At 63.5% G+C, this 22,209-nt stretch carries 23 protein-coding genes; 8 read left to right on the top strand and 15 right to left on the bottom strand.

Going from position 1 to position 22,209, the window contains the following annotated elements:
* Positions 1-29: 29 nt before the first annotated feature.
* On the bottom strand, positions 30-1,151 hold the full coding sequence (locus A9D13_RS15005) for a phosphoserine transaminase (protein ID WP_066775467.1): 1,122 nt from the start codon (positions 1,149-1,151) through the stop codon (positions 30-32).
* 222 nt (positions 1,152-1,373) lie between these two features.
* On the opposite strand from A9D13_RS15005, the gene A9D13_RS15000 reads away from it, so the two are divergent.
* From A9D13_RS15000 to A9D13_RS14995, 3 genes are all read left to right on the top strand, one after another.
* A complete protein-coding gene (locus A9D13_RS15000; RefSeq protein ID WP_229665329.1) occupies positions 1,374-2,099 on the top strand; it encodes an extensin-like domain-containing protein in 726 nt (241 codons plus the stop codon).
* A 28-nt stretch (positions 2,100-2,127) separates the two neighbouring features.
* Entirely contained in the window at positions 2,128-2,559 is a 432-nt protein-coding gene (locus A9D13_RS20595) for a hypothetical protein (RefSeq protein ID WP_156522100.1), read from the top strand.
* Between the two features lie 319 nt (positions 2,560-2,878).
* Positions 2,879-3,451 carry a TMEM165/GDT1 family protein gene (locus A9D13_RS14995; protein WP_066775860.1) on the top strand — a complete coding sequence of 191 codons (573 nt, stop codon included), beginning with the start codon at positions 2,879-2,881 and terminating at the stop codon, positions 3,449-3,451.
* A gap of 134 nt (positions 3,452-3,585) precedes the next feature.
* Here the strand turns inward: A9D13_RS14995 and A9D13_RS14990 are convergent, their stop codons facing one another.
* The 7 genes from A9D13_RS14990 to A9D13_RS14960 form a co-directional block, all read right to left on the bottom strand.
* A complete protein-coding gene (locus tag A9D13_RS14990; protein WP_066775463.1) occupies positions 3,586-4,203 on the bottom strand; it encodes a response regulator transcription factor in 618 nt (205 codons plus the stop codon).
* A gap of 177 nt (positions 4,204-4,380) precedes the next feature.
* Entirely contained in the window at positions 4,381-5,136 is a 756-nt protein-coding gene (locus tag A9D13_RS14985) for a proteasome-type protease (RefSeq protein WP_066775460.1), read from the bottom strand.
* Positions 5,137-5,289: 153 nt separating this feature from the next.
* Positions 5,290-6,168 (bottom strand): transglutaminase family protein, encoded by an 879-nt coding sequence (locus A9D13_RS14980; RefSeq protein WP_066775458.1) that lies wholly within the window; start codon positions 6,166-6,168, stop codon positions 5,290-5,292.
* Positions 6,169-6,177: 9 nt separating this feature from the next.
* Entirely contained in the window at positions 6,178-7,122 is a 945-nt protein-coding gene (locus A9D13_RS14975) for an alpha-E domain-containing protein (protein ID WP_066775456.1), read from the bottom strand.
* Positions 7,122-8,558, bottom strand: coding sequence for a circularly permuted type 2 ATP-grasp protein (locus A9D13_RS14970; RefSeq protein ID WP_066775453.1), 1,437 nt, complete (start codon positions 8,556-8,558; stop codon positions 7,122-7,124). Before A9D13_RS14970 ends, A9D13_RS14975 begins: the two co-directional genes overlap by 1 nt.
* A gap of 10 nt (positions 8,559-8,568) precedes the next feature.
* Positions 8,569-9,432: an esterase/lipase family protein gene (locus A9D13_RS14965; protein WP_156522099.1), complete on the bottom strand. Its 864-nt coding sequence runs from the start codon at positions 9,430-9,432 to the stop codon at positions 8,569-8,571.
* 89 nt (positions 9,433-9,521) lie between these two features.
* Positions 9,522-10,088 carry a DUF3617 domain-containing protein gene (locus tag A9D13_RS14960; protein WP_172808186.1) on the bottom strand — a complete coding sequence of 189 codons (567 nt, stop codon included), beginning with the start codon at positions 10,086-10,088 and terminating at the stop codon, positions 9,522-9,524.
* 103 nt (positions 10,089-10,191) lie between these two features.
* Here A9D13_RS14960 and uvrB point away from each other — a divergent pair, with 103 nt between their 5' ends.
* On the top strand, positions 10,192-12,378 hold the full coding sequence (gene uvrB, locus A9D13_RS14955) for an excinuclease ABC subunit UvrB (RefSeq protein ID WP_066775448.1): 2,187 nt from the start codon (positions 10,192-10,194) through the stop codon (positions 12,376-12,378).
* The gene (locus A9D13_RS14950) at positions 12,375-12,947 is read left to right on the top strand and encodes a hypothetical protein (RefSeq protein WP_066775446.1); all 573 of its coding nucleotides are present in this window, start codon (positions 12,375-12,377) and stop codon (positions 12,945-12,947) included. The genes uvrB and A9D13_RS14950 overlap by 4 nt, the downstream gene beginning before the upstream one ends.
* On the opposite strand, the gene A9D13_RS14945 is transcribed toward A9D13_RS14950, so the two are convergent.
* The 6 genes from A9D13_RS14945 to tsaD are packed head-to-tail and all read right to left on the bottom strand — an operon-like array spanning position 12,944 to position 18,206.
* A complete protein-coding gene (locus tag A9D13_RS14945) occupies positions 12,944-13,585 on the bottom strand; it encodes a hypothetical protein (RefSeq protein WP_066775444.1) in 642 nt (213 codons plus the stop codon). The two genes, A9D13_RS14950 and A9D13_RS14945, sit on opposite strands and share 4 nt — an antisense overlap.
* Complete coding sequence (locus tag A9D13_RS14940; protein ID WP_066775443.1) at positions 13,582-13,764, bottom strand: hypothetical protein; 183 nt, start codon at positions 13,762-13,764, stop codon at positions 13,582-13,584. Before A9D13_RS14940 ends, A9D13_RS14945 begins: the two co-directional genes overlap by 4 nt.
* 10 nt (positions 13,765-13,774) lie before the next feature.
* Entirely contained in the window at positions 13,775-14,545 is a 771-nt protein-coding gene (locus tag A9D13_RS14935) for an OmpA family protein (protein WP_066775441.1), read from the bottom strand.
* 9 nt (positions 14,546-14,554) lie between these two features.
* Positions 14,555-16,108, bottom strand: coding sequence for a lipopolysaccharide biosynthesis protein (locus tag A9D13_RS14930; RefSeq protein ID WP_066775439.1), 1,554 nt, complete (start codon positions 16,106-16,108; stop codon positions 14,555-14,557).
* Positions 16,105-17,139 (bottom strand): NAD(P)H-dependent glycerol-3-phosphate dehydrogenase, encoded by a 1,035-nt coding sequence (locus A9D13_RS14925; RefSeq protein ID WP_066775436.1) that lies wholly within the window; start codon positions 17,137-17,139, stop codon positions 16,105-16,107. Before A9D13_RS14925 ends, A9D13_RS14930 begins: the two co-directional genes overlap by 4 nt.
* Entirely contained in the window at positions 17,136-18,206 is a 1,071-nt protein-coding gene (gene tsaD / locus A9D13_RS14920) for a tRNA (adenosine(37)-N6)-threonylcarbamoyltransferase complex transferase subunit TsaD (RefSeq protein WP_066775434.1), read from the bottom strand. The genes A9D13_RS14925 and tsaD overlap by 4 nt, the downstream gene beginning before the upstream one ends.
* Positions 18,207-18,272: 66 nt before the next feature.
* Between tsaD and hemC the strand changes: the two genes are divergently transcribed.
* From hemC to A9D13_RS14905, 3 genes are read left to right on the top strand one after another with little or no spacing between them, the layout of a single operon-like run.
* Complete coding sequence (hemC, locus tag A9D13_RS14915; protein WP_066775430.1) at positions 18,273-19,208, top strand: hydroxymethylbilane synthase; 936 nt, start codon at positions 18,273-18,275, stop codon at positions 19,206-19,208.
* Complete coding sequence (locus A9D13_RS14910; RefSeq protein ID WP_066775428.1) at positions 19,205-19,906, top strand: uroporphyrinogen-III synthase; 702 nt, start codon at positions 19,205-19,207, stop codon at positions 19,904-19,906. The genes hemC and A9D13_RS14910 overlap by 4 nt, the downstream gene beginning before the upstream one ends.
* Positions 19,907-19,914: 8 nt before the next feature.
* Entirely contained in the window at positions 19,915-20,895 is a 981-nt protein-coding gene (locus tag A9D13_RS14905; RefSeq protein WP_066775427.1) for an MICOS complex subunit MIC60, read from the top strand.
* A 5-nt stretch (positions 20,896-20,900) separates the two neighbouring features.
* Here the strand turns inward: A9D13_RS14905 and A9D13_RS14900 are convergent, their stop codons facing one another.
* A complete protein-coding gene (locus A9D13_RS14900; protein WP_066775422.1) occupies positions 20,901-22,160 on the bottom strand; it encodes an FAD-dependent monooxygenase in 1,260 nt (419 codons plus the stop codon).
* Positions 22,161-22,209 lie beyond the last annotated feature (49 nt).

The following is a 22,209-nucleotide window of genomic DNA, read 5'->3' as shown; positions in this document are numbered from 1 at the left end:
CCCGCCCCCACGTAAATCGCGTGTTCGGATCAGGCTGAAAGCTGCGCCCAGGCCCAGTCGAGCCAAGGGCCAAGCGCCTCAATATCCGCGGTGTTTACGGTCGCGCCGCACCAGATGCGAAGGCCTGCGGGCGCATCGCGGTAACCCGCGATGTCAAAGGCTGCGCCCTCGTCTTCGAGCAGCTTGGCGAACTTCTTGATGAAGTCCGTGTCCGCGCCCTCGACAGTGAGGCACACGCTGGTGTTCGAACGGATCGCGGGGTCTGCGACCAGATGGCCGAGCCACGAGCGGTCCTCGACGATCTTATTCAGCGCAGCGGCATTGGCGTCCGCGCGCGCCTTCATGGCCTTGGCGCCGCCGATCTGCTTCGCCCATTCCAGCGAAACGATGGCATCCTCGACAGCCAGCATCGACGGGGTGTTGATGGTCTCGCCCTTGAACACGCCCTCGATCAGCTTGCCGCCCTTGGTCAGGCGAAAAACTTTCGGCAGCGGCCATGTGGGGGTGTAGCTTTCAAGGCGCTCGACCGCGCGGGGGCCGAGGATCAGCACGCCATGGCCGCCCTCACCGCCCAGCACTTTCTGCCAGGAGAAGGTGGCGACGTCGATCTTCGTCCAGTCGATGCTCTGCGCGAAAACGGCGCTGGTGCTGTCGGCAAAGGACAGGCCCTCGCGGGTTTCCGGGATCCAGTCCGCATTCGGAACGCGAACGCCGCTGGTGGTGCCGTTCCAGGTGAAGAGCACGTCGTTCGACCAGTCCACGGCGGAAAGATCGGGGATCTCGCCATAATCGGCGGTCATCACGGTGGGGTCGATCTTGAGCTGCTTGACCGCATCGGTCACCCAGCCCTGGCCAAAGCTTTCCCAGGCCAGCGTGGTAACCGGGCGCGCGCCCAGCATGGTCCACATCGCCATCTCGAACGCGCCAGTATCCGAACCGGGCACGATGCCGATGCGGTGCGTTTCGGGCAGCTCCAGCAGTTCGCGCATGAGATCGATGCAATACGCCAGACGCGCCTTGCCGATCTTGGAGCGATGCGAGCGCCCAAGCGATGCGGTTTCAATGATTTCGGGAGTCCAAACCGGGGGCTTGGCACAGGGACCGGACGAGAAAAATGGACGCTCCGGTAGCGTCGGCTTTGTATCAGTCATTTAAGACTCTCCTTACAGAGAGCACGCGCGGCGTTGGGACCGCGTGGCCCGCTCGCCGCACTAGAGTAAGCCGCCGAACTGTCAAGCGGATGCGTGCATAAGCCGGTGGGAAGTGGTTCATCTGCGGTGAAGGCCCGGTGCGTAAGAAACCACGCAAAACCCTAGGGAAAGCGCAAGGATGTGGCTTGGCGGGCGCGCGCCGGGCCGGTTAGGATGAGACTTATGGACAAGGTCGCGAACCTGCCCGCAGGCCACGATAAGCGCATGACGACGCAGCGAATCGCCCGCATCTCGGCGCTGGCGGCGATGCTTGCGCTTGCCTCCTGCGCGCCGCAGGCAGTGCGGCAGACGGGTGGCGAAACGGTAAGCGGACCAAGACCCACACCGCGCCCCACCATCGCACCTGCATCCGAAAGCGAACGCATCTGCCGCCGCGAACTGGCCGAACTAGGCGCGGATTTCGTGCCCTTGCCGAACCTCAGTGCCGGATCATGCAGTTCAAGCAATGCGGTCACGCTCTATCACCTTGCCAGCGACAACAGCCGCGTGACGGTGACGAACCTGCCGCGCATCTCCTGCACATTGTCGCAAACCCTGTCGAACTGGACCCGCTATGGCGTGAGCCGCGCGGCGCAACAGATGCTGGGCAGCCCGGTGGTGAAGGTGGAGACCTTTGGCAGCTACAACTGCCGCAATGTCGCGGGATCATCGCGCCGTTCCGCCCATTCGACGGCGAGTGCGGTCGACATCTCGGGCTTCGTGCTGGCCGACGGGCGGCGGATCACGGTGAAAGCGGGCTGGAACGGCTCCGCTGCCGAACGCCGCTTCCTGCGGGTGATCCACGGCAGCGCCTGCAAGCGTTTCGGCACCGTATTGGGCCCCGATTACAATGCAGCGCATGAGGATCACCTGCATCTGGAGGCAGGTGGCGACGGGTTTTGCCGTTGAGCATTCTCGACAGGTAAAGGCGAGCGAAATGGGACTGGATATCCTAGCCATTGGCCGACCGAGGCAAGGCCTCGAAATAGAATGGCGGCAATGGGTGATCTCGATTTTTACAGGAGAGCTCGACTTCCAAGATCCCGACCACGCCAATCCAGGCGTCAATATCGCGCCAATTGAAGAACCGGCAGCTATCCGTGATCGATACGAAACCCAGTTTCGCGGCAACCTGCTCCAGAATTGTGGCGCCGTGCTAGACCGGGTTCTGATCACGGCAGCATGGGAAAACCGCTTCGCTGATGAAGCACTCGAATATGGGGATGCCCTTGTGAAGGCCGTGGGCGAGGCCCGGCAAAAAGCTCGCCATGGCTTCGGAGGCTCGTCCAGCAGTCGTCTTGGGCCACTTCGCAGGAGAAAGCCCCCTCAAGATCCCGGATCAAATCGAACTCGTGCAATATGCAGGTGAGTGGATGCGTTTCTGGGGCAGCCGGGGTCATGCGATCTGCGCATCTTACTGACCGGTACCTCCTCTTGTTTGGACTGTCCGATCAATCTTCTCCCTTGCGCGCACCGCCATCATCCCCTACCCCGCCCGCGTCATCCGGGGAGTAGCCGCCCGCGCAAGCGGGACCTGCCGTCGACATACTCGGCCGAGAGGCCGCGGCGCGACAGGGAAGTATCTTCTGGCGAGACCGCATGACACCGCAGCCTCCGCTTTGCCGAGCGGGGGGCCGTGGTGTCATCGGTATTGTAGAAGAAACGCTCGGCGCATGGAGTTCATCTGGATGGAAGCCTTTTTCACCTCGACCGCCGTCGTTGCCCTCGCCGAGATCGGCGACAAGACGATGCTGCTCGCCCTGCTTTTGGCCGCACGGTTCCGCCGCCCGTGGCCCGTAGTCTGGGGCATATTATTCGCGACGCTGGCCAATCATTTCCTTGCCGCCCTGCTGGGCGCGACGGTGGCAGGCCTGCTGGATGGGCCCGTGTTCCGCTATATCGTCGCCGCAGGCTTTGTCGCCATGGGCCTGTGGACGCTGGTGCCCGACAAGCTGGATGATGACGAGGACCCCAAGAGCCGAGGCGGCGCCTTCGTCACCACGCTCATCACCTTTTTCCTCGTCGAGATCGGCGACAAGACACAGATCGCCACAATCGCGCTCGGCGCCCGCTATGACAGCGCGCTCTGGGTAACGGCGGGCACGACGCTCGGCATGATGCTGGCGAATGTCCCCGCGGTTTTTGCCGGCGACTGGCTGACCCGCCGCATCTCGCTGAAGGCGGTGCGCATCGCGGCAGCGGCGCTGTTCATCGTGCTGGGCATCGTGCTTGCGATAGAGACGGCGGGCCTCTTGGGCTGATCCGTCATCCGCTTGACCGGGCGGGCGTAGGAGTGGGCGGCTCCGAACAGATGCTCGCCCACCCGGTCGATCGGTATCGGGGTGGAAGGGCTGACCAGGAAACGCCAATCCCTTCCCCGACACGGGTGGACAGATCAATGCAGCCAGTCGCCCATCGAGGCCTCGAGCCGGAGGCGGACCGCTTCGGCGGCATGGCGCGCGCCCAGCTTGTCCATCATGTTGCCGCGGTGGATCTCCACCGTGCGGGGCGAGATTTCCAGTTCGCGGGCAATCACCTTGTTCGAACAGCCCTGCGTCAGCCGGTCGAGCACTTCGCGTTCGCGGTTGGAGAGAAGCGAGATGCGCATGCGCGCCTCGATCGCGCGGCGACGGTAAAGCGCCTGGTTCTCCGCCTCTTTCGATACGCGGCGAAGGGTCGAGGCAAGCGCCTCGGGATCGACCGGCTGTTCGAGATAATCGAAAGCGCCACTGCGCATCGAATTGACGACCCGCTCCATCTTCGGGTTGGCGGCCATAGCAATGACCGGCAGCCATGCCCCGCGCTGCGAGATCGCATCCATCAGCGCCAGCACGCCGCCGAATTCCGGATCGTCATGGGCAAGAATTATGCCGTCATCGGGCATGTGCCGGGTAAGCTCGTCGATACTCTCATATACTTCGGCATGATGGCCGAGATCGAAGATGATGCGGGCAAACGCCGCCCGATTGCGGGGCTCGGCGTCGACGATGTGAATGATGATGCGCTGTTCCATGAACGGAACATTTGCGGAACCATCCGGGTCTCGCCACTAAGGTTAAACCCGTTATGGATGTATCGAATTTGTTAAGCCAAAGAGCCAAGGAAGTGCGTCAAATAACGCTCCGAAATGGAGGTAATGGCCGCCGGACTTTCGCAAAAAACCCTTCGAATCAGGGTGTTTTGGTAAGAATCACCCGGCTTCTTCGTCCTGATTGAAGCTGTAATCGGGCAGCGAATGGAACGCCGCGCGCAACGCCTCGCTCCAGTTCGTGGAGATTTCCTGGAAATAGGGATCGCTGGCTAGGATGCGCCGCTGGTGCAGCGGCTCGAAATTGTCGCGCTCCAGCACAAGCACATCAAGCGGCATGCCGACCGAAAGGTTCGCCGCCAGAGTGGAATCGAAGGACACCATCAGGAGCTTGATCCCGTCCTCAAAGCTCATCGTGCGGTCATAGCCGCGGATGATGATCGGACGGCCGTATTTGGTCTCACCGATCTGGAAGAAAGGCGTGTCTTCGCTCGCCTCGATGAAATTGCCTTCGGGATAAATGAGGAAGAGGCGCGGCTCCATCCCCGCGATCTGGCCGGCGACGATGATGCTGGCGGTAAAGCGCGGACCGCCCGACTGCCCGTTGGACAGCTGCCGCTCCTCGATAGTTTCGCGCAGCAGTTCGCCGATATGATTGGCGACCTGGAACATGGTCGTGCACTTCAGGATCGAAGGCTCCCGGTCCTCCGGCGCCTTGGTGCGCTCTTCCAGCTTTGAAATGACCGCCTGCGTCGTGGCGAGATTGCCCGCCGTCATCACCGCGATCACCCGCTCTCCGGGTACCGTCCAGTGAAACATCTTCCGGAACACCGAGATATTGTCGACACCCGAATTGGTGCGCGTGTCGCTCATGAGCACCAGCCCGCGATCGAGCATCATGCCGACGCAATAGGTCACTTCAACCGTCCTTCATCGAAATCCATGCGCAAGGCTAGTCCGCCAGCCTTGCGCAAACCATAGAGCCTAAGGCCCAGTTCCACAGGCGCGTCAATATCCCTTGCGCAACCGCATCCGAGATTTCGGATTTCACGGCAGATCCTGCCGAACACATCAGCCCTGCGATTGGCTCTGCTGCGATTGCGCCTGCGCCTGGCCGTTCGCGCCCTGGCTCTGGGACTGGCTCGCACCGCGATTCTCAACCGCGAGTTCGACAGTCAGGCTGTCGCTCATGCCGCCAAGCTGAATGCCGGTGATCGGTGCGGCCTCTCCATAATCGCGGCCTGTAGCGACGCGGATATAACGCTCGTCCGGGCAGATCTTGTTCGAGATATCGAAGCCGACCCAGCCCAGGTCGTCGACATAAGCCTCCGCCCAGGCGTGGCTCGCTTCCTGCTCGACCCGCTCATCCATCATCAGATAGCCGGAGACATAGCGCGCCGGAATTCCGAGATGCCGCGCGATGCCGATAAAGACATGCGCATGGTCCTGACAGACCCCTTTCCCGGCGGCCAGCGCGTCCTCCGCCCTGGTCTCGGCATCGGTCTCGCCGGTCTGGTATTCCATCTCCTCCAGCACGGCGGAGCATAGCGAATGAAGCGTGTCGAGCGTCGAATCCTCGTTACGGGCTAACTGCTGGGCCAGCGCCTTCATCTTCGGCCCCGGCTTGGTCAGCTTCGTCTGGCTGAGGAAATGCCAGCGCGGCAGATGGCCCGCATGGCGGCCGATCACGCCTGCATTATCGGCGGTGTCGACGATGCCTTCGCATTCGATGACCACCTCATGCACGCCGGGATCGACCGCGATCAGGACCGTCGTGTTCATGTTGTGATCGTCGTAATGCAGCTCTTCATGCGCGCCGGTATAGCGCATGTTCCATTCCACCACGGTCTGCCCGCTGGTGGATTTGGGCGTCAGGTGCAGGCGCTGCAGCGCGTGCACGACCGGCTCCCTGAAGGTGTATTTGGTACGGTGATGGACGGCGAGACGCATGGCTTCTCCCTATTCCACGAAGCGGTAATCGGCCTCGACCGCACGCGCAATATCGTTGTTGTCGGTGATGAAATCGGCCAGAAATTCGTGCAGGCCGGTATCGAAGATCTTGTCCACGTCGGCGTCGTGCAGGCGCATGTCGGCCTTGCGCATCACCTCGTGGGTATAAAGTTCCTCGCCATATTGCAGGGCAAGGCTGGCAAGGTTCGACCGGATCTTGGCGTAGCAGAACGCAAGGCTGCGCGGGAACCGGCCATCGAGGATCAGGAAATCGGCGATGCTCTTCGCCTCCATGTTTCCGGCGTTGAGCCAGCGATAGGCGCGCTCCGCCCCCAGTGACCGCAGGATCGTTTCCCACTGAACATTGTCGAGGCTGGAGCCGACATAGGAGAGCGAAGGCAGCAGCACGTAATATTTGACGTCGAGGATGCGCGCGGTGTTGTCGGCGCGTTCGATGTAATTGCCGATGCGCGCGAAATTATAGATGTCGTTCCGCAGCATCGAGCCGTCCATCGACCCGCGCACCAGCGTCGATTCACGCTTCACCGCGGCGATCGCGTCGCCCAGATTGATCTGCGTGACCGGCTTTGCCAGCAGATCGTTCATCTGCAGATAGCTTTCGTTCACCGCCTCCCACAATTCGGAGGTGATGACATTCCTGACCGCGCGCGCATTCTGGCGCACCTGCCCGATCAGATTGCGGATCGAATTGGGATTGTCCTTGTCACGCAGGATGTAATTCCACACCTGCATGCCGGTATAGGTGCCGTTCTTTTCGAGATAGGCCTCTGCCATGCCCGCCGTCTCGACGATGGAGCCCCATTCCTGCTCTGCCGTGATGGAATCGCGGGTCAGCGCCATGCGGAAACCGGTATCGATCAGGCGCGCATAGTTTTCCGCCCGCTCAAGATAGCGGAACATCCAGAACAGGCCGTTTGCACTGCGTCCGAGCATCAGTCCTCCAGCACCCAGCTATCCTTGGTGCCGCCGCCCTGGCTGGAATTCACGACAAGCGATCCTTCCTTCAATGCCACGCGCGTCAGCCCGCCCGGCGTGATGTCGATGCCATTGGGGCTCATCAACACGAACGGGCGCAGATCGACATGGCGCGGGGCAAGGCCCTTTTTCGCCAGGATCGGCACGGTGGAAAGCGACAGCGTAGGCTGCGCGATATAATTATGCGGGTTCGCCTTCAGCTTCTCGGTGAACTTGGCGATCTCGCGCTTCGAAGAGGTCGGGCCGATCAGCATGCCATAGCCGCCCGAGCCATGAACTTCCTTCACGACGAGATCCTTGATATTGTCGAGGACGTATTTAAGCGCGTCCTCCTCCATGCATCGCCAGGTCTCGACATTCGGGAGCAGCGGCTTTTCGCCGGTATAGAATTCCACGATTTCGGGCATGAAGCTGTAAAGCGCCTTGTCGTCCGAAATGCCAGTGCCCGGCGCATTGGCAATGGTGACGCCGCCTGCGCGATAGACATCCATGATGCCCGGCACGCCCAGCATGGATTCCGGATTGAACGTCAGCGGATCGAGGAAATCGTCGTCGATGCGGCGATAGATCACGTCGAGCGGCTTGTACCCGCGCGTCGTGCGCATCTGCACGCGCCCGTCCATCACGCGAAGGTCAGACGCCTCCACCAGTTCCGCGCCCATCTGGTCGGCGAGGAAGCTGTGCTCGTAATAAGCGGAGTTGTAGATGCCCGGCGTCAGCACGGCGAGAGCAGGCTTGCCCTTGCCGTCGAATGCAGGCGGTGCGCAGGCGGCAAGGCTGCGTGCCAGCCGCCGCGGATAATTCGATACAGGCGCGACTTTTACCCGGGTGAACAATTCCGGGAACATCGCCATCATCGTCTCACGGTTCTCCAGCATATAGGAGACGCCGCTGGGCGTGCGGGCGTTGTCTTCCAGCACGTGGAAGTCATTCGGTCCGGTGCGGACAAGGTCGATGCCGGTGATATGGGTGTAGATCCCGCCCGGCGGCGTGAAACCGCACATGTGGGGCAGGAACGCCTCATTCCCGCGCAAGAGCCATTCGGGCACGCGGCCCGACTTGATGATTTCCTGCCGGTGGTAAAGATCGTGAAGAAACGCGTTCAGCGCCCTCACCCGCTGGTCGATGCCTTTCGACAGGCGCCGCCATTCGGGCGCGGTGATGATCCGCGGCACCGGGTCGAATGGGATAAGGCGTTCCTCCGCCTCGTCCTGACCATAGACGTTGAAGGTGATGCCGGTGCGGCGAAAGAATGCCTCCGCCTCGCGGTGCTTCTTCCGCAACGCCTGCGGGTTCTGTTCATCGAACCATTCGCAATAGCCGGAATAGGCGTCACGGATCGCACCGTCACCGCCATGCATCTCGTCGAACTTGATATTGTCGTCGGCGTTCATGAATCCCCACTCATGATTCAGGCTTGTCGGCGGTTTTTTGCTGCGTTGCAACCCGGCTAAGCCTTTCGGGCCCCATTGCCAGCAATTGCGAGACCTTTTCGATTACTGCCGGATGCCATGCGAAGCCCATATGCGTGCAGCGCATGGGAATGGCGAGATCGCGCTCCCCCGTCTTGCCGCAGGCGCAGTGGCGATGGATCACCCCGTCCTTCGCGCTCCACAGCGCGATGGTCGGCATGGGCGGCTTCTCGGCGAAATCCTCACCCACCGGCGGATTATCGACCGCATGGCCGGTAATCAGGTGATAGACCCGCCATGCGTTATTGCCGTGCATGTCGCCCGAAAACGGCGTGCCCATCGTCACGACCATTTCCACGCAATCGGGCAGCCGCTTGGCCGCCTCTCGCGCGAATACGCCGCCAAGGCTCCAGCCGACCAAGGTGATCTTGCGCCCCTCGGCGCGGCAGACGCGTTCGATGCGTGACAGCAGCCGGTCAAAACGATCCTGGCTAGGCCCCAGGTTCCAGCCGAGCCCCCAGTCGGTGACCGAATGGCCCGCCCCTTCCAGTGCCTTGCGCATCGCGGCCATGCGCCATGGATGCGATCCGAAACCGGGCAGCAACATGACCGCGCGCGGTTCGTCGGCCTTGGCAATGTTCATCCGGCCATGCAGCGCCGCATAGACGCGCGGAAAGGCGAGCGAGGCGAATTCCGAAACCAGCAGGCTGGAACGCGGAGTCTGCACACCCTGCGGATGCGGACGAAGTGCCAATGCGCGCCTGCGCCTGATCTCACCCAGCAGGAAACCGATACCGCGGCCCGTGCGGTCGCTGGCAGGATGGCTTGTCGCAGGGGGGGTGGTCTCAGCCGTCATGCCGCCGGGGTGTACCATTGAAGTGCATTGGTAACCAATGCGAAACGGCCCCGCCGGTTTCCGGGCGGGGCCGCATTTAATCTTCGCAATCAGGCGCAGTCGCCTGTCCGGGTCTGGGTGACCTGCATGGTCATGTCCATCGTCTGCCCGCCCGTTTCGACCTGCGTGTCGACCGTCAGGTCCGAACTGGTCGAGGTGACGGTGCCGTTCATCCCCATCTGCATCGTGCCGCCCTGCATTTCGCAGGTCGCCTTGCCGGTCACATTGCCGCCATCGACGGACAGGTTATTGAAGTCGCACTGACCGCCATTGCCGATCTGGCCCAGCTGCTCTTCAAACCCTTTTTCCGCGTCTTCGGGCGTCAGGCAGTAACCGTCGGCAAAGCCGCTCTCCATGTTGGTCTTGATCATGTCGAGCATGTTCTCGGGCGCGCCGGGCATGTTGAAGCTCAGGATCTCGACCTTCATGTCATACTGACCGGGCTGCGGCTTATCGAGCTTGGCATATTCGGCGGCCGCATCGTCGAGAGACATGACCTCTTCGCTGTCGGCGCCGGCGGTTTCCTCTTCGCTCGAACAGGCGGCCAAAGCCAGGGCAGAGCCTGCCATGATCATGGCGGCAAAAGCGCGAAACGGGCGGCGAGTGGCTAAGTTCATTGCAGAAATTCCCCCAGGCATATTCATCGATATCGGCGGGCATTGCAGATGATCGCGGTGCTGGCAATTGCGAACGCGCCTTATTGCCCCCATATCTCCGCGCATGGCCGAACTCGTAATCCGCAGGGGTCTGGAAGAGCCCGACACATCCGAATCGTTCACTCCCCACCGCCCGGAACGGCCCGAAAAGTCGTTGCCGGGCAAAAGGTTCGAACTCGTCAGCGAATACGAACCCGCAGGCGACCAGCCGACCGCGATCGGCGAACTGGTGGAATCCGCAAGGGCGGACGAGCAGACTCAGGTGCTTCTGGGCGTGACCGGTTCGGGCAAGACCTTCACCATGGCCAAGGTCATCGAGGAATTGCAGCGCCCCGCCCTGATCCTCGCGCCCAACAAGATCCTCGCCGCGCAGCTTTACGGGGAGTTCAAGAGCTTCTTCCCGAACAATGCGGTCGAGTATTTCGTGTCCTACTACGACTACTACCAGCCGGAGGCATATGTCCCCCGGTCCGACACCTATATCGAGAAGGAAAGCTCGACCAACGAGGCGATCGACCGGATGCGCCATTCGGCCACCCGCGCTCTCCTCGAACGCGACGACGTGATCATCGTCGCATCGGTTTCCTGTCTTTACGGCATCGGCTCGGTCGAGACTTATTCGGCCATGATCTTCAAGCTGGAAAAAGGCATGGAGGTCGACCAGCGCGAGATCATCAGGAAGCTCGTCGCCCTGCAATACAAGCGCAATGACGCAGGGTTCGCCCGCGGCAATTTCCGCGTGCGCGGCGACAATCTCGAAATCTTTCCCTCGCACTACGAAGACATGGCGTGGCGCGTCAGCTTTTTCGGTGACGAGATCGAGGAGATTGCCGAATTCGACCCGCTTACCGGCAAAAAGGGCGCCACTCTCGACCGGGTGAAGGTGTTCGCAAACTCGCACTATGTCACCCCCGGACCGACGATGAAGCAGGCGACCGAAGCGATCCGCTTCGAGCTGAACGAGCGGCTGAAGGAGCTGCACGAACAGGGCATGCTGCTGGAGGCGCAAAGGCTGGAGCAGCGCACCAATTTCGACCTTGAGATGATCCACGCCACCGGGTCATGCGCGGGAATCGAGAATTATTCGCGCTTCCTGACGGGCCGCCTGCCGGGCGAACCGCCGCCGACATTGTTCGAATATCTGCCCGATAATGCACTGCTATTCGTCGACGAAAGCCACCAGACCGTGCCGCAGATCGGCGCCATGTCCAAGGGCGATCACCGGCGCAAGATCACGCTGGCCGAATATGGCTTCCGCTTGCCGTCGTGCATCGACAACCGCCCCCTTCGTTTCAACGAGTGGGACGCGATGCGCCCGCAGACTTTCTGTGTCTCCGCCACTCCCGGCGGGTGGGAGATGGAGCAGACCGGCGGTGTGTTTGCCGAACAGGTCATCCGCCCAACCGGCCTGATCGACCCGCCGGTCGAGATCCGCCCGGTCGAGGACCAGGTCCAGGACTGCATCAACGAGTGCAAGGAGACCGCGAAGAAGGGCTATCGCACGCTGGTCACCACGCTGACCAAACGCATGGCGGAAGACCTGACCGAATTCATGCACGAGGCGGGAGTAAAGGTCCGCTACATGCACAGTGACGTCGAAACGCTGGAGCGTATCGAGCTGATCCGCGACCTCAGGCTTGGCGTTTATGACGTGCTGGTCGGCATCAACCTCTTGCGCGAAGGGCTCGACATTCCCGAATGCGGGCTCGTCTGTATTCTCGATGCCGACAAGGAAGGCTTCCTGCGCAGCGAAACTTCGCTGATCCAGACCATTGGCCGCGCTGCGCGCAACGTCGATGGCCGTGTCATCCTTTACGCCGACCGCATCACCGGATCGATGGAACGCGCCATGGCGGAAACCGACCGCCGCCGCGAAAAGCAGGAGGAGTATAACCGCGAGCACGGGATCACGCCTGCCACGATCAAGCGCCGTATTGCCGATATCGTCGCCGATACCGCATCGAAGGACGGCGTCACCGTCGACACGGGCGATGATGAGCGCAACAATCTCGTCGGCCACAATTTGCGCGCCTATATCGAAGAGCTGGAGGGCCGCATGCGCGCCGCGGCCGCCGATCTGGAGTTCGAGGAAGCGGGCCGCCTGCGCGATGAGATCCGCCGGCTGGAGAGCGAGGAACTCGGCTTGCCGGAAGATGAGCACAAAGCGCCGCGAGTCGGTCGATCAAACGAGGGAAAACCCGGCACGCGGAAATTGCGTTACGGCAAGACTCAGCGCAAATGGAATAAATGAGCCAGCCCTTCCCCCTTCGCGGCGCCATCGGCGCATGTGCCCTGATTGCGCTATCCGCCTGTTCCGGCGGCAGCGAAGAAGTGAAGAGCGACGAGCCGCAGGGCCGCACCATCCATATGTCGCTGGGCGGCACGGCCAATGCTGCCGAACGCCTGTCCGACCCGGAAGAACTGCCCATGCCGGGCAAGATCGACCCGGAAGACGCGCGCTGGGTGCGCAGCGGCAATGGCGCGCAATATGGCGAACCGGGAATGCCTCCGCTGATCGACATCATCTGCGTCGGCGGCAAGGTGCAGGCCACGCGCCACGTGCCGTCGGACAAGGGAGCAGAGGCGATGTTCGCCTTTGTCGGCTACCGCGGCATATTGCGCCTGCAAGTCAGCAATGACGGCACGGAATGGACCGGCGCGCTGGATGCGAAGGATCCGCACTGGATCGCGATCACCGGCGGGCCTTTCTACGCCACCGTCGCGGGCGGCGGCAAGGTTATCTCGCCCGCCTCCTCCATGCTGGGCGAGGTGGTGAAATCCTGCCGCGCCAGCACGAAGGATGCGGCGACAACCGCCTAGAGCTTGCCGAATTTTTCTTCGTAACCGGCGGTATCGCCCTCAGCGAGGTACTTGGCCTGCGAGCGCCAGTCATCGCGCGCGATGCGGCCCTTGAAGCGGCCCAGCTGCTCGTCGATCTTCAGCACGTCTTCGTCGCTCCAAGCCGCGATCTGGTCATAGCGCGAGATGCCCATCGAACCGAGCAGTTCAACAAGCTTTGGCCCCACGCCCTTGATGCGGCGCAGGTCGTCGGCTTCACCGACATCGTCGTCATGGATCTTGACCGCCGCGGCCACGGCCTGCGCATCCTCGGCACTGGCGGGCATCTGGTCGGCAGCTTCGCGCGCCTCGCGCTCATGCGCCTCATGCTCTTCCTCTGCAGCCAATGCAGCAGCGGCAACGGCGATGCCGGCACCGCCCACAGCCTCGGGCACGGCGGGCGGTTCGTGCTCATGCGTGACCTTGCCCGCGCTGGCAGGCGCGGCGTCTATGAAGGCCTGGTTGCGCTTGGCGGGGCCGACCCCCTCGTCGAGCACGTCGGGGCGATAGCTGCGGTCCTTCGTTTTCTTGGGACGGGCGATCAGCCACAGGGCGATCAGCACGGCCACGATCACAACCAGCAGGAATGACAGCCAGTTGGACTGGATCATCTCGATCATTTCACTTCCTCGTCAGTCTTTATGTTTTTGCTGCGTCTTATGTTGCGTTCCTGCCGCCGCGTACGCTCGCTCGTCAAGCGGGCGAGACGCGCACCCCGCCGCAACCAGCTCGCCATGATCGCCAGCACGGCGAAATAGACGATCAGCAATAATACGGTCAGTTCTATCCAGAGTGGCATGGCCTGTCCCCTACCACGCGCCGGGCAGATCGATCGGGGTCGGCGCCAGCGGAGCGACCTCGATCACGGAAAACTCGATACGGCGATTGGCCGGGTCCTCGGGCTCCAGCCCTTCGATCGGTTGCTGCGATCCGACGCCCGTGGCGCGCATCGATGCACCCGGAATGCCCCTTTCCATCAGCGCATCGCGCACGGCAGAGGCGCGATCGCGCGAAAGCTGGAGATTGATCGCAGCATCGCCCACCGCGTCGGAATGGCCGATGATCGCGACGATGGACCCGCGGCACGGCTTGAGCGCGGCCGCGACTTCATCAAGCAGCACGCCGCTCGCAGGCGCGATTTCGGCGCTGCCCTGTCCGAAACGGATGACCCGGACGGACAGCAATTGTTCGACATCGCGCTGGCAGTGGAACGGGCCGGGTTCGGGAATTGGCTCGGTCTGTTCCGGCTCGCGGCGTTTGCCCGCTTCCCAGTGGGTACCGCCCACACCCGGTATCGCGGCAACCGCACGGGCGACGCGGGTACGGACATCATCGGGAAGATCCGTGCCCCCGCGCAATGTGGGGTGACGGGTCAGCCAGCCATTGGTCGTGGTGAAATCGGCGCGAATGCCGCCCTCGCCCCCGGCCCCGTTTTCGGCGATCACCCGTTCTGCCCGTGTTTCCAGCCGCGAAACCATGTTCGACCCGGTCTGTTCGGATGCGACCAGCCCGACACCAGCCACGATCGCCGCGCCGGCGGCCACGCGCATCCATTGCGGTATGGCAAGAAAAATGTTCATGCCGCCCCTCTAGCGCGCGCCCGCTTCGGGTGGAAGGTCATCAGCTTTCACGGCAGGCTTGGACTGCTTTCGCCCGGATTTGAACAGTTCGCGATCTTCGGGGCCAAAGCCGCGCCGCCAGATCACGAAGCCATAGGTCGCAAGGATCGCCGGAACGCCCAGCGCCAGCTCCAGCCATTCGGGCCCCATGGTAAAGAGGAACCCGACCACCACGGCCGGCGCGATCGCCCATATCAGCGGCCAGCGGAAATTATTGATCGAATACCCCAGCATCTTCGCCAGCATGCGCGATTTGACGAAAGAGGCGAAGGCCAGCGCCAGCCCCAGTGCAAGCGCCGCCGCAGCGGCCTGAAACGGCTCGGTCATGCCGATAGTCTTCGCCAGATGGACAAGCGCCACTGTAAACAGGGCCTGCAATGCCAATGTCGCGACGGAGATCGCAAGATTCCTGAGCCGCGCGAGATAGATGAGCGCCGCTTCGGATACGACCGCTGTCGCCGCCACCACCTCTGCGCCCAGCAGGAACGCAAGCGCGCCCGTCCCGCCAACGAAGCCCGGACCGACAAGACCCATTACCGCCTCACCCGGAATGCCCAAAGCCAGCGCGATGCCTGTTTGCGCCGCGATAATCCAGAAACCCGCCTGACACACCTGCCGCGCGATGGCGGCATAGTCATGCTCTTTCAGCTTGCGCACGATCACGGGGCCAAGGATCGGCTCGAAACTGGTCTTCAGCTTTTGCGGCAGGCTGGCGACCTGCACCGCGACGTAATAGACGCCGACTGTCGCCGGGCTGACGAAGATGCCAAGGATCGCAATATCCATGCGCCGCGTGCCCCACTCGATCGCATCGGCCAGCGCCAGCGGCAGGTTTTCCCGTGCGATGGCGAGCAGCTTGATCATATGCGGCTTCCACCCGTGCGGAATGCCATACATGCGCAGCATCGGGATAAAGGCGGTGATGGCCGCCCCGATCACCGAGAGCAGATAGGCAATCGCAAGACCGCCATCCGCGAGCGGCGGAATGAACAGCAACACGCCCGCCCCGATGGAGATGACCCACGGTTCGACAATGGCGCGGCTGCGCACGGTGGCCGCGATATTATAGCGAAAGGCGAGCGCGGCCAGCATCACCTCTGTCAACGCAAGGAAGATCAGCGCGATCGGCAGCAGGCGGTCCCACTGGCTGTTCATGCCATTGGGGAACATGGGCGCGGGAAAGATGAACAATATCGCGGCAAGGACCGAAGAGAATACGAGGCTGAGCAGCAGCCCGTCCGCGATCACGTCGGCCTCGTCCCGGTCGCCGCGCCCTAGTTCCTTGGCCAGACCGCGTTTGAGGCCGAGCGTGGCAAGCTGTCCGCCGATCTCGATAATGATCAGTGCAGAGGCAAAGCGACCCAGCTGGTCCGCGCCATAGAAACGGCCAGCGATGAACAGGAACGGCAAGCGCGCGACCAGCCGCAGCAGGAAGCCGAAGAAATTCGTGCGTCCGCCCTTGGCCAGCGTCTGCAGATCGCTGGGCTCGTCCGGCTTGCCTGCCGTTTCGGTTTCGCTCGTCACGCGGTGTCGCCCTGCGCCGGCATGGCCTCAACCTCGCTTTTGAGCGGGCGGGCAAGGACCGAAGACACCATGTCGGGCGCAGTTGTCTCACCTGCCAAAAGCGCGCAAACCGCTTCGGTAATCGGCATGGCGATGCCCATGTCTTGGGCCAGCCCTTTCAGCACGGGCGCGGTGTGCGCACCCTCTGCCACGGTGCGGCGATTGGCCATCAGTTCGGCAGCGGGCGTGCCCTCTGCCAAAGCGCGTCCCAATGAGAAATTGCGGCTGGAGGTGGAGGAACAGGTCAGCACCAGATCGCCCAGCCCGCAAAGGCCTGAAAGCGTCTCTGCCTGCGCCCCGCGCGCAAGGCCAAAGCGCAGCATCTCTGCATAGCCGCGCGCGATGGTGGCGGCGCGGGCGTTCTGACCCAGTTGCAACCCGTCGACCACGCCGCATGCGATGGCGAGCACGTTCTTGACCGCGCCCCCGATTTCCGCGCCGATCATGTCGTCGGAATAATAAGGCCGGAAGCTGGGCCGCGCGATTTCAATCGAAAGGCGCTGCCATTGCGCTTCGCCGCCCGCGCAGGCGAGCGTGACCGCCGTGGGAAGCCCTGCGGCAACCTCATGCGCGAATGTCGGGCCGGAAATGACTGACAGGCGCGCTTTCGGCGCAGCGACCCGTGCCACTTCCGCCATCAGCCGGCCCGATCCGGCCTCGATCCCCTTGGCGCAAAGCACGGCGTCGCCCGCGTAATCGGACAATTCGCCCATGATAGATCCGAGATGCTGCGCCGGCGTGACGATCAAGAGCGTATCGAGTGCGGAAAATTCAGCCAGATCGCTGCTGGCCCTGATCGTTGGCGCAAGCGATGCCGATGGCAGGTAAACCGGGTTACGATGGTCATTATTGACCGCATCCACTACTTCGCTTTCACGCGCCCACAGGGCGACATCGCGCCCGTCCGAGGCCAGCATCTGCGCCAGCGCGGTGCCCCAGGCACCCGCTCCGATCACGCCGATACCTCCCTTCGCAGTCAAAGGGGCACTCATGCCTTTACTCCCGCTCCCCGCACGGCTTCCGCATCGGGGTCCAGCGGCCAGCGTGGACGGGCCGAGATAGAAAGCGGATCGCCGCCCTCTTCCACCAGCCCGGCTGCCAGCCGTTCCTGCCCTGCCCATGCGATCATCGCCGCATTGTCGGTGCACAGTTTCATCGGCGGTGCCGCGAATGCAAGCCCGTGACGCTGCGCCATATCCTCAAGCGCGCCGCGCAGCCGCTGGTTTGCCGCCACACCGCCTGCGACGACCAGCGCCTTTACATCATTCGCCACGGCAAGCGCGCCCGCCGTGCGGTCGATCACGCAATCCATGGCCGCCTGTTGAAAACTCGCCGCGATATCGGCGGCGGCATATTGCCCGCTGTCATGCGCGCGCATCACCGCGCTTTTAAGGCCCGCGAAAGAGAAATGCGGTTCTGCCGAGCCTTTCAGCGGGCGCGGCAGCGGGACCGCATCGGGATCGCCTTCCTTCGCCAGCCGCTCCACCGCCGGGCCGCCGGGATAGCCAAGGCCAAGGATCTTCGCCGTCTTATCGAAAGCTTCGCCCAAGGCATCGTCGATGGTCGTGGCAAGGCGGCGATATTCGCCCACGCCGCGCACTTCCAGGATCTGGCAGTGCCCGCCCGATGCCAGCAGCAAGAGATAGGGGAATTCGAGTTCGCGATCAGCAAGCCGCGGGCTGAGCGCATGGCCCTCCAGATGGTTAACCGCGATCAGCGGCTTGCCCGAAGCGAGCGACAATGCCTTGGCCGTCACCAGCCCCACCATCACGCCGCCGATCAGGCCGGGGCCAGCAGTCGCCGCGATCGCGTCGACATCGGCCAATGTCATGCCCGCATCTGCCAGCACACGGCCGACCATCGGAGCCAGCACCTCGACATGAGCGCGCGCCGCGATTTCGGGCACCACGCCGCCGAACGGGGCGTGATGTTCATCCTGGCTGGCGATGATCTGCGCCACGATCGCCCCGTCGGCACGCACCAGCGCAGCCGCGGTTTCGTCGCAACTCGACTCGATTCCCAGCACGAGTGGTTGATTGTCGGGGGCTACCGCGCTCATGGCCGCTTTCCCTGAACGCTTTGACCCGCTAGCACAAGCCGCTCCATGACTAGTCCCACAACCGCAATGACCGCCCGATCCTCCGCACGCCCCTTACGCCTCGGCACCCGCCGTTCGCCACTGGCGATGGCGCAGGCGCATGAAACGCGCAACCGCCTGTGCGCCGCCCATGGCTGGAGCGAGGACGCGGTCGAGATCGTCCCCGTCCTTGCCAGCGGCGACAAGGTGCAGGATCGGCCGCTGGCCGAAATCGGCGGCAAGGCGCTGTGGACCAAGGAACTCGACCTGTGGCTGGCGACCGGAGAAATCGACATCGCCGTCCATTCGATGAAGGATGTCGAGACGATCCGGCCCGATGAATTGACCATTGCCGCCCTGCTGCCGCGCGCCGATGTCCGCGATGTGCTGGTCGGCGCGTCATCCGTTGCCGCTATCCCGCAGGGCGCGACCGTGGGCACCAGCGCGCCGCGCCGCGCCGCGCAGATGCTTCACCAAAGGCCGGACCTCAAGGTCGTGAGCTTTCGCGGCAATGTCGCCACCCGCCTTGCCAAGCTGCAAGCGGGAGAAGCCGACGTCACCCTCCTTGCCGCCGCCGGTCTTGAACGGCTGGGCGAAACCGGGGTCGGCCATCCGCTTGCCGTCGATGACTGGCTTCCCGCCCCGGCACAGGGCGCGATCGGGATCGAGTGCCGGACAGATGACGCTGCCACTCGCGAATTGCTGGCCGCCATAGACCATGCACCGACCCGCGCGCAGGTCATGGCAGAGCGCGCTTTGCTGCTGGCGCTGGGCGGCAATTGCCACAGCCCCATCGCCGTGCTGACGTCGGGCGAGACGCAGCTATCTATGCGGGCCGCCATTTTCAGCCCCGACGGCGCGGTGATGTTGGAGCGCTGCGCCGAATTCGCCAGCGATAGCGACGGCCCCGCCGCACTTGCCGCCACCTTGCTGGCCGAAGCCCCCGAAAGCGTGCGCATCCATTTCGAGGGTGCGCCGGGTTGATCCCGGTCATCACCATCCGCCCGGCTCCGGGCGATGCGGCGACGGTGGAGCGCGGCGCTCATCAGGGGCTGACCGTCACCAGCCATCCGCTTTTTACCGTGGGGCCGGTTCCATGGGACATTCCCGATCCTGCTGCCCATGACGCGGTTTTGATCGGCAGCGCCAATGCCCTTCGCCATGGCGGCGCCGGACTGACCGCCTTGACGACGCTTCCCGCCCTGTGCGTGGGCGAAACCACGGCACAGGCTGCGCGCGAGGCGGGTTTCGACGTTATCGCCACCGGCGCGCGCGGCATGCAGACCTTGCTTCCCCATGCCGAGGCGCGAGGCCTGCACCGCTTGCTGCGCCTGTCGGGCGAAGCGCATGTGCCGCTGGATGTGCCCCACGGCGTCAGTGTCGACACCTGTATCCTTTATGCCGTGCATGCAGCCCCCATGGATGAAGCATTGATCGAAACCCTTGCCGCTGGTGCGCTGGTCCTGCTCCACTCCGGCGAAGCGGCGGAGCATTTCGCGCATGAGTGCGATCGCAACGGCATTCCGCGTTCGCAGATCATGCTGGCCTGCCTTGCCCCGCGCATCGCGCAGCGGGCCGGAATCGGCTGGGCCAGCTGCCGTTCAGCCCCCGCCCCTCAGGATGCCGCCCTGCTGGCCTTGGCCGAACAAATGTGCCAAGGCTGCGATCCCTCGCAACAATAACGAACCCCATGGAAGCCAGCTCCCCCACCTCCTACGACGCGCCCGCCGGCAACCGTCTCCGCAAATATGCCGCCAGCGTGCTGATGGCGTTCGTGCTGGGCCTTGCCGCCGCGTTCTATCTGGCGTGGAGCACCGGCTGGCTGGCCAGTGACGATGCGGAGACGCCGCAGCAGGCCGCGGCCTTGCCTGCGGGCGATGGCGAAGACGGCGATGCCGAACTGCGTGCTGCAGCCCCTGTAACGCCAAGCACTTCATCGACCCTGCCCGCGGATGCCTCCATGGGCATGCGCGTGACAGAGCTGGAGCGACGCCTCAACCGCCTCGACCTTCAGGCAGAGGCCGCATCGGGCAATGCCGCCCGTGCCGAGGGGCTTTTGATCGCCTTCGCCTCGCGCCGCCTTGTCGAGCAGGGGGCGCCGCTGGGCTATCTGGAAAACCAGCTTCGCCTGCGCTTTGGCAACGCGCAGCCCAATGCGGTGCGCACGATCATCAATTCGGCGCGCAATCCGGTCACGCTGGATCAGCTGCGGCAAAGCCTGCAAAAGCTGCCTTCGACCGCGACGGAAACACCTGACGACCTGACCGGATGGGCGAAGCTACGGGCCGAGATCGGCAATCTCTTCGTGCTGCGCAATTCGGACGCCCCCTCGCCCCAGCCGGAAGTGAGGCTGGAGCGCGCCGAGCAGCTGCTGAACGATGGCCGGGTGGAAGCCGCCGCCGCGCTGGTCGCGCGCCTGCCGAACAGGGAAGCGACCGCCGACTGGCTTGCCGATGCGCGCCGGTTTGTCGCGACGCATCAGGCACTGGACCTGATCGAGACCGCGGCCCTGCTGGAATCGCGCAATCTGACCGACAGTTCGGGCCAGCCGGTGCGCCAGCCCAGCCCCGCGGCCCCCAGCGGCATCAATAATTCCGCGCAAGAAACGCAGGCCCCGGGTGATGCCAGCAGCGAGCAGGCCGAAACCGTGGCGCCGCAGCCCGAAGAGTAACGCCCTCAGGCGTCTTGCAGCAGGGAAGGCAGCTTCCCCGAAACACCGCGCGCCTCATCCATGAACCAGCGCTTCACCGGGCTCGATTTCTCGATCGCGGCCATGCCAATGCGGCGGATCGCGCTGGCCGTCTTGCCGGGCACGCCGTATATCCACGTCAGGCCATCGGTTGCCGCCGCGACCATCAAATCATCAAGGCCGCGCCAGTCCTGATAGCGCTTCAGCAATTGCGCATCGCCAAGATCCATGCCCAGACGCGCGCCTTCCTCCAGCACTTCGGCCAATGCGCCGACATCGCGCAGGCCAAGGTTCAACCCCTGCCCCGCGATCGGGTGAATGCCATGCGCCGCATCGCCCACCAGCGCGAGCCGTTCGGCGATGATCGTCGGTGCATGGTGGAAGCCCAGCGGATATGACGATCGCGGGCTGGCGAGCGAGATCTTGCCCAGCGCGCCGCCGGTCTTCTTCTCGGCCTCTGCCGTGAACGCGCGCTCGCCCAGCTTCAGCCATGCGGGCGCTTCCTTTTCGGCAACGGTCCAGACCAGTGCACTGCGATGGCGGCCCTGATCGTCATCCAGCATGGGCAGCAGCGCGAACGGGCCATCGGGATAGAAGATTTCCCACGCCACATTGCCATGCGGCTTTTCATGAGCGAGCCCGCAGATCATGGCGCGATGGTTATAGCTCCACTTCGCGACCGTAAGCCCCGCTTCCTCCCGCGTCGGCGATCCGCGCCCTTCGGCGGCGATCAGCAGGCTGCCGGTGAAGCGCGTGCCGTCTTCCAGCGTGGCGGCAACGCCATGCGCCCCGCGCTCGCGCTCCACGACCCGCGAATTGGGGTGGTAGGCGATTTCAGGCGCATGTTTCAGCGCGTCGAACAGCGCCAGGCGAAGACGGCGGTTTTCGAACATGCGGCCCAATGACCCTTCGCCTTCGCCGGGGCGAAAGCGCAATTCGCCGGGCTTCAACTGATCGGAAACCGCGATCTCGTCGATGCCGCAGCAAAAAGGTTCAAGCTGTTCCTGCAGGCCGATATTGCCGAACAGGTTCCAGCTTGCCGTGCTGATGGCAGAGGCGCGGCCATCGAAACCTTCGGCTGTCTGGGCCGAGGGATCGCCCGCGTCGATCACGTGGCTGGTGATGCCTTTTCTGGCAAGCGCCAGCGCAAGGGTCAGCCCGACCAGTCCGCCGCCAAGGATCACCAGATCGCGCCTTTCACCGCCCAAAGTGGACCCGCCATTGCCCGAGTTGGAACCGCCAGCCATTGAATTGCCTTTCCGCCGCGCCTAAGCCACGCGCGAGCCGTAATTACAT

Source organism: Croceicoccus mobilis (genome assembly GCF_001661965.1).
Taxonomy (GTDB): Bacteria; Pseudomonadota; Alphaproteobacteria; order Sphingomonadales; family Sphingomonadaceae; genus Croceicoccus; species Croceicoccus mobilis.
Note: the sequence above shows the minus strand (reverse complement) of the source record. Positions and strands in the feature narration are given on the sequence as shown.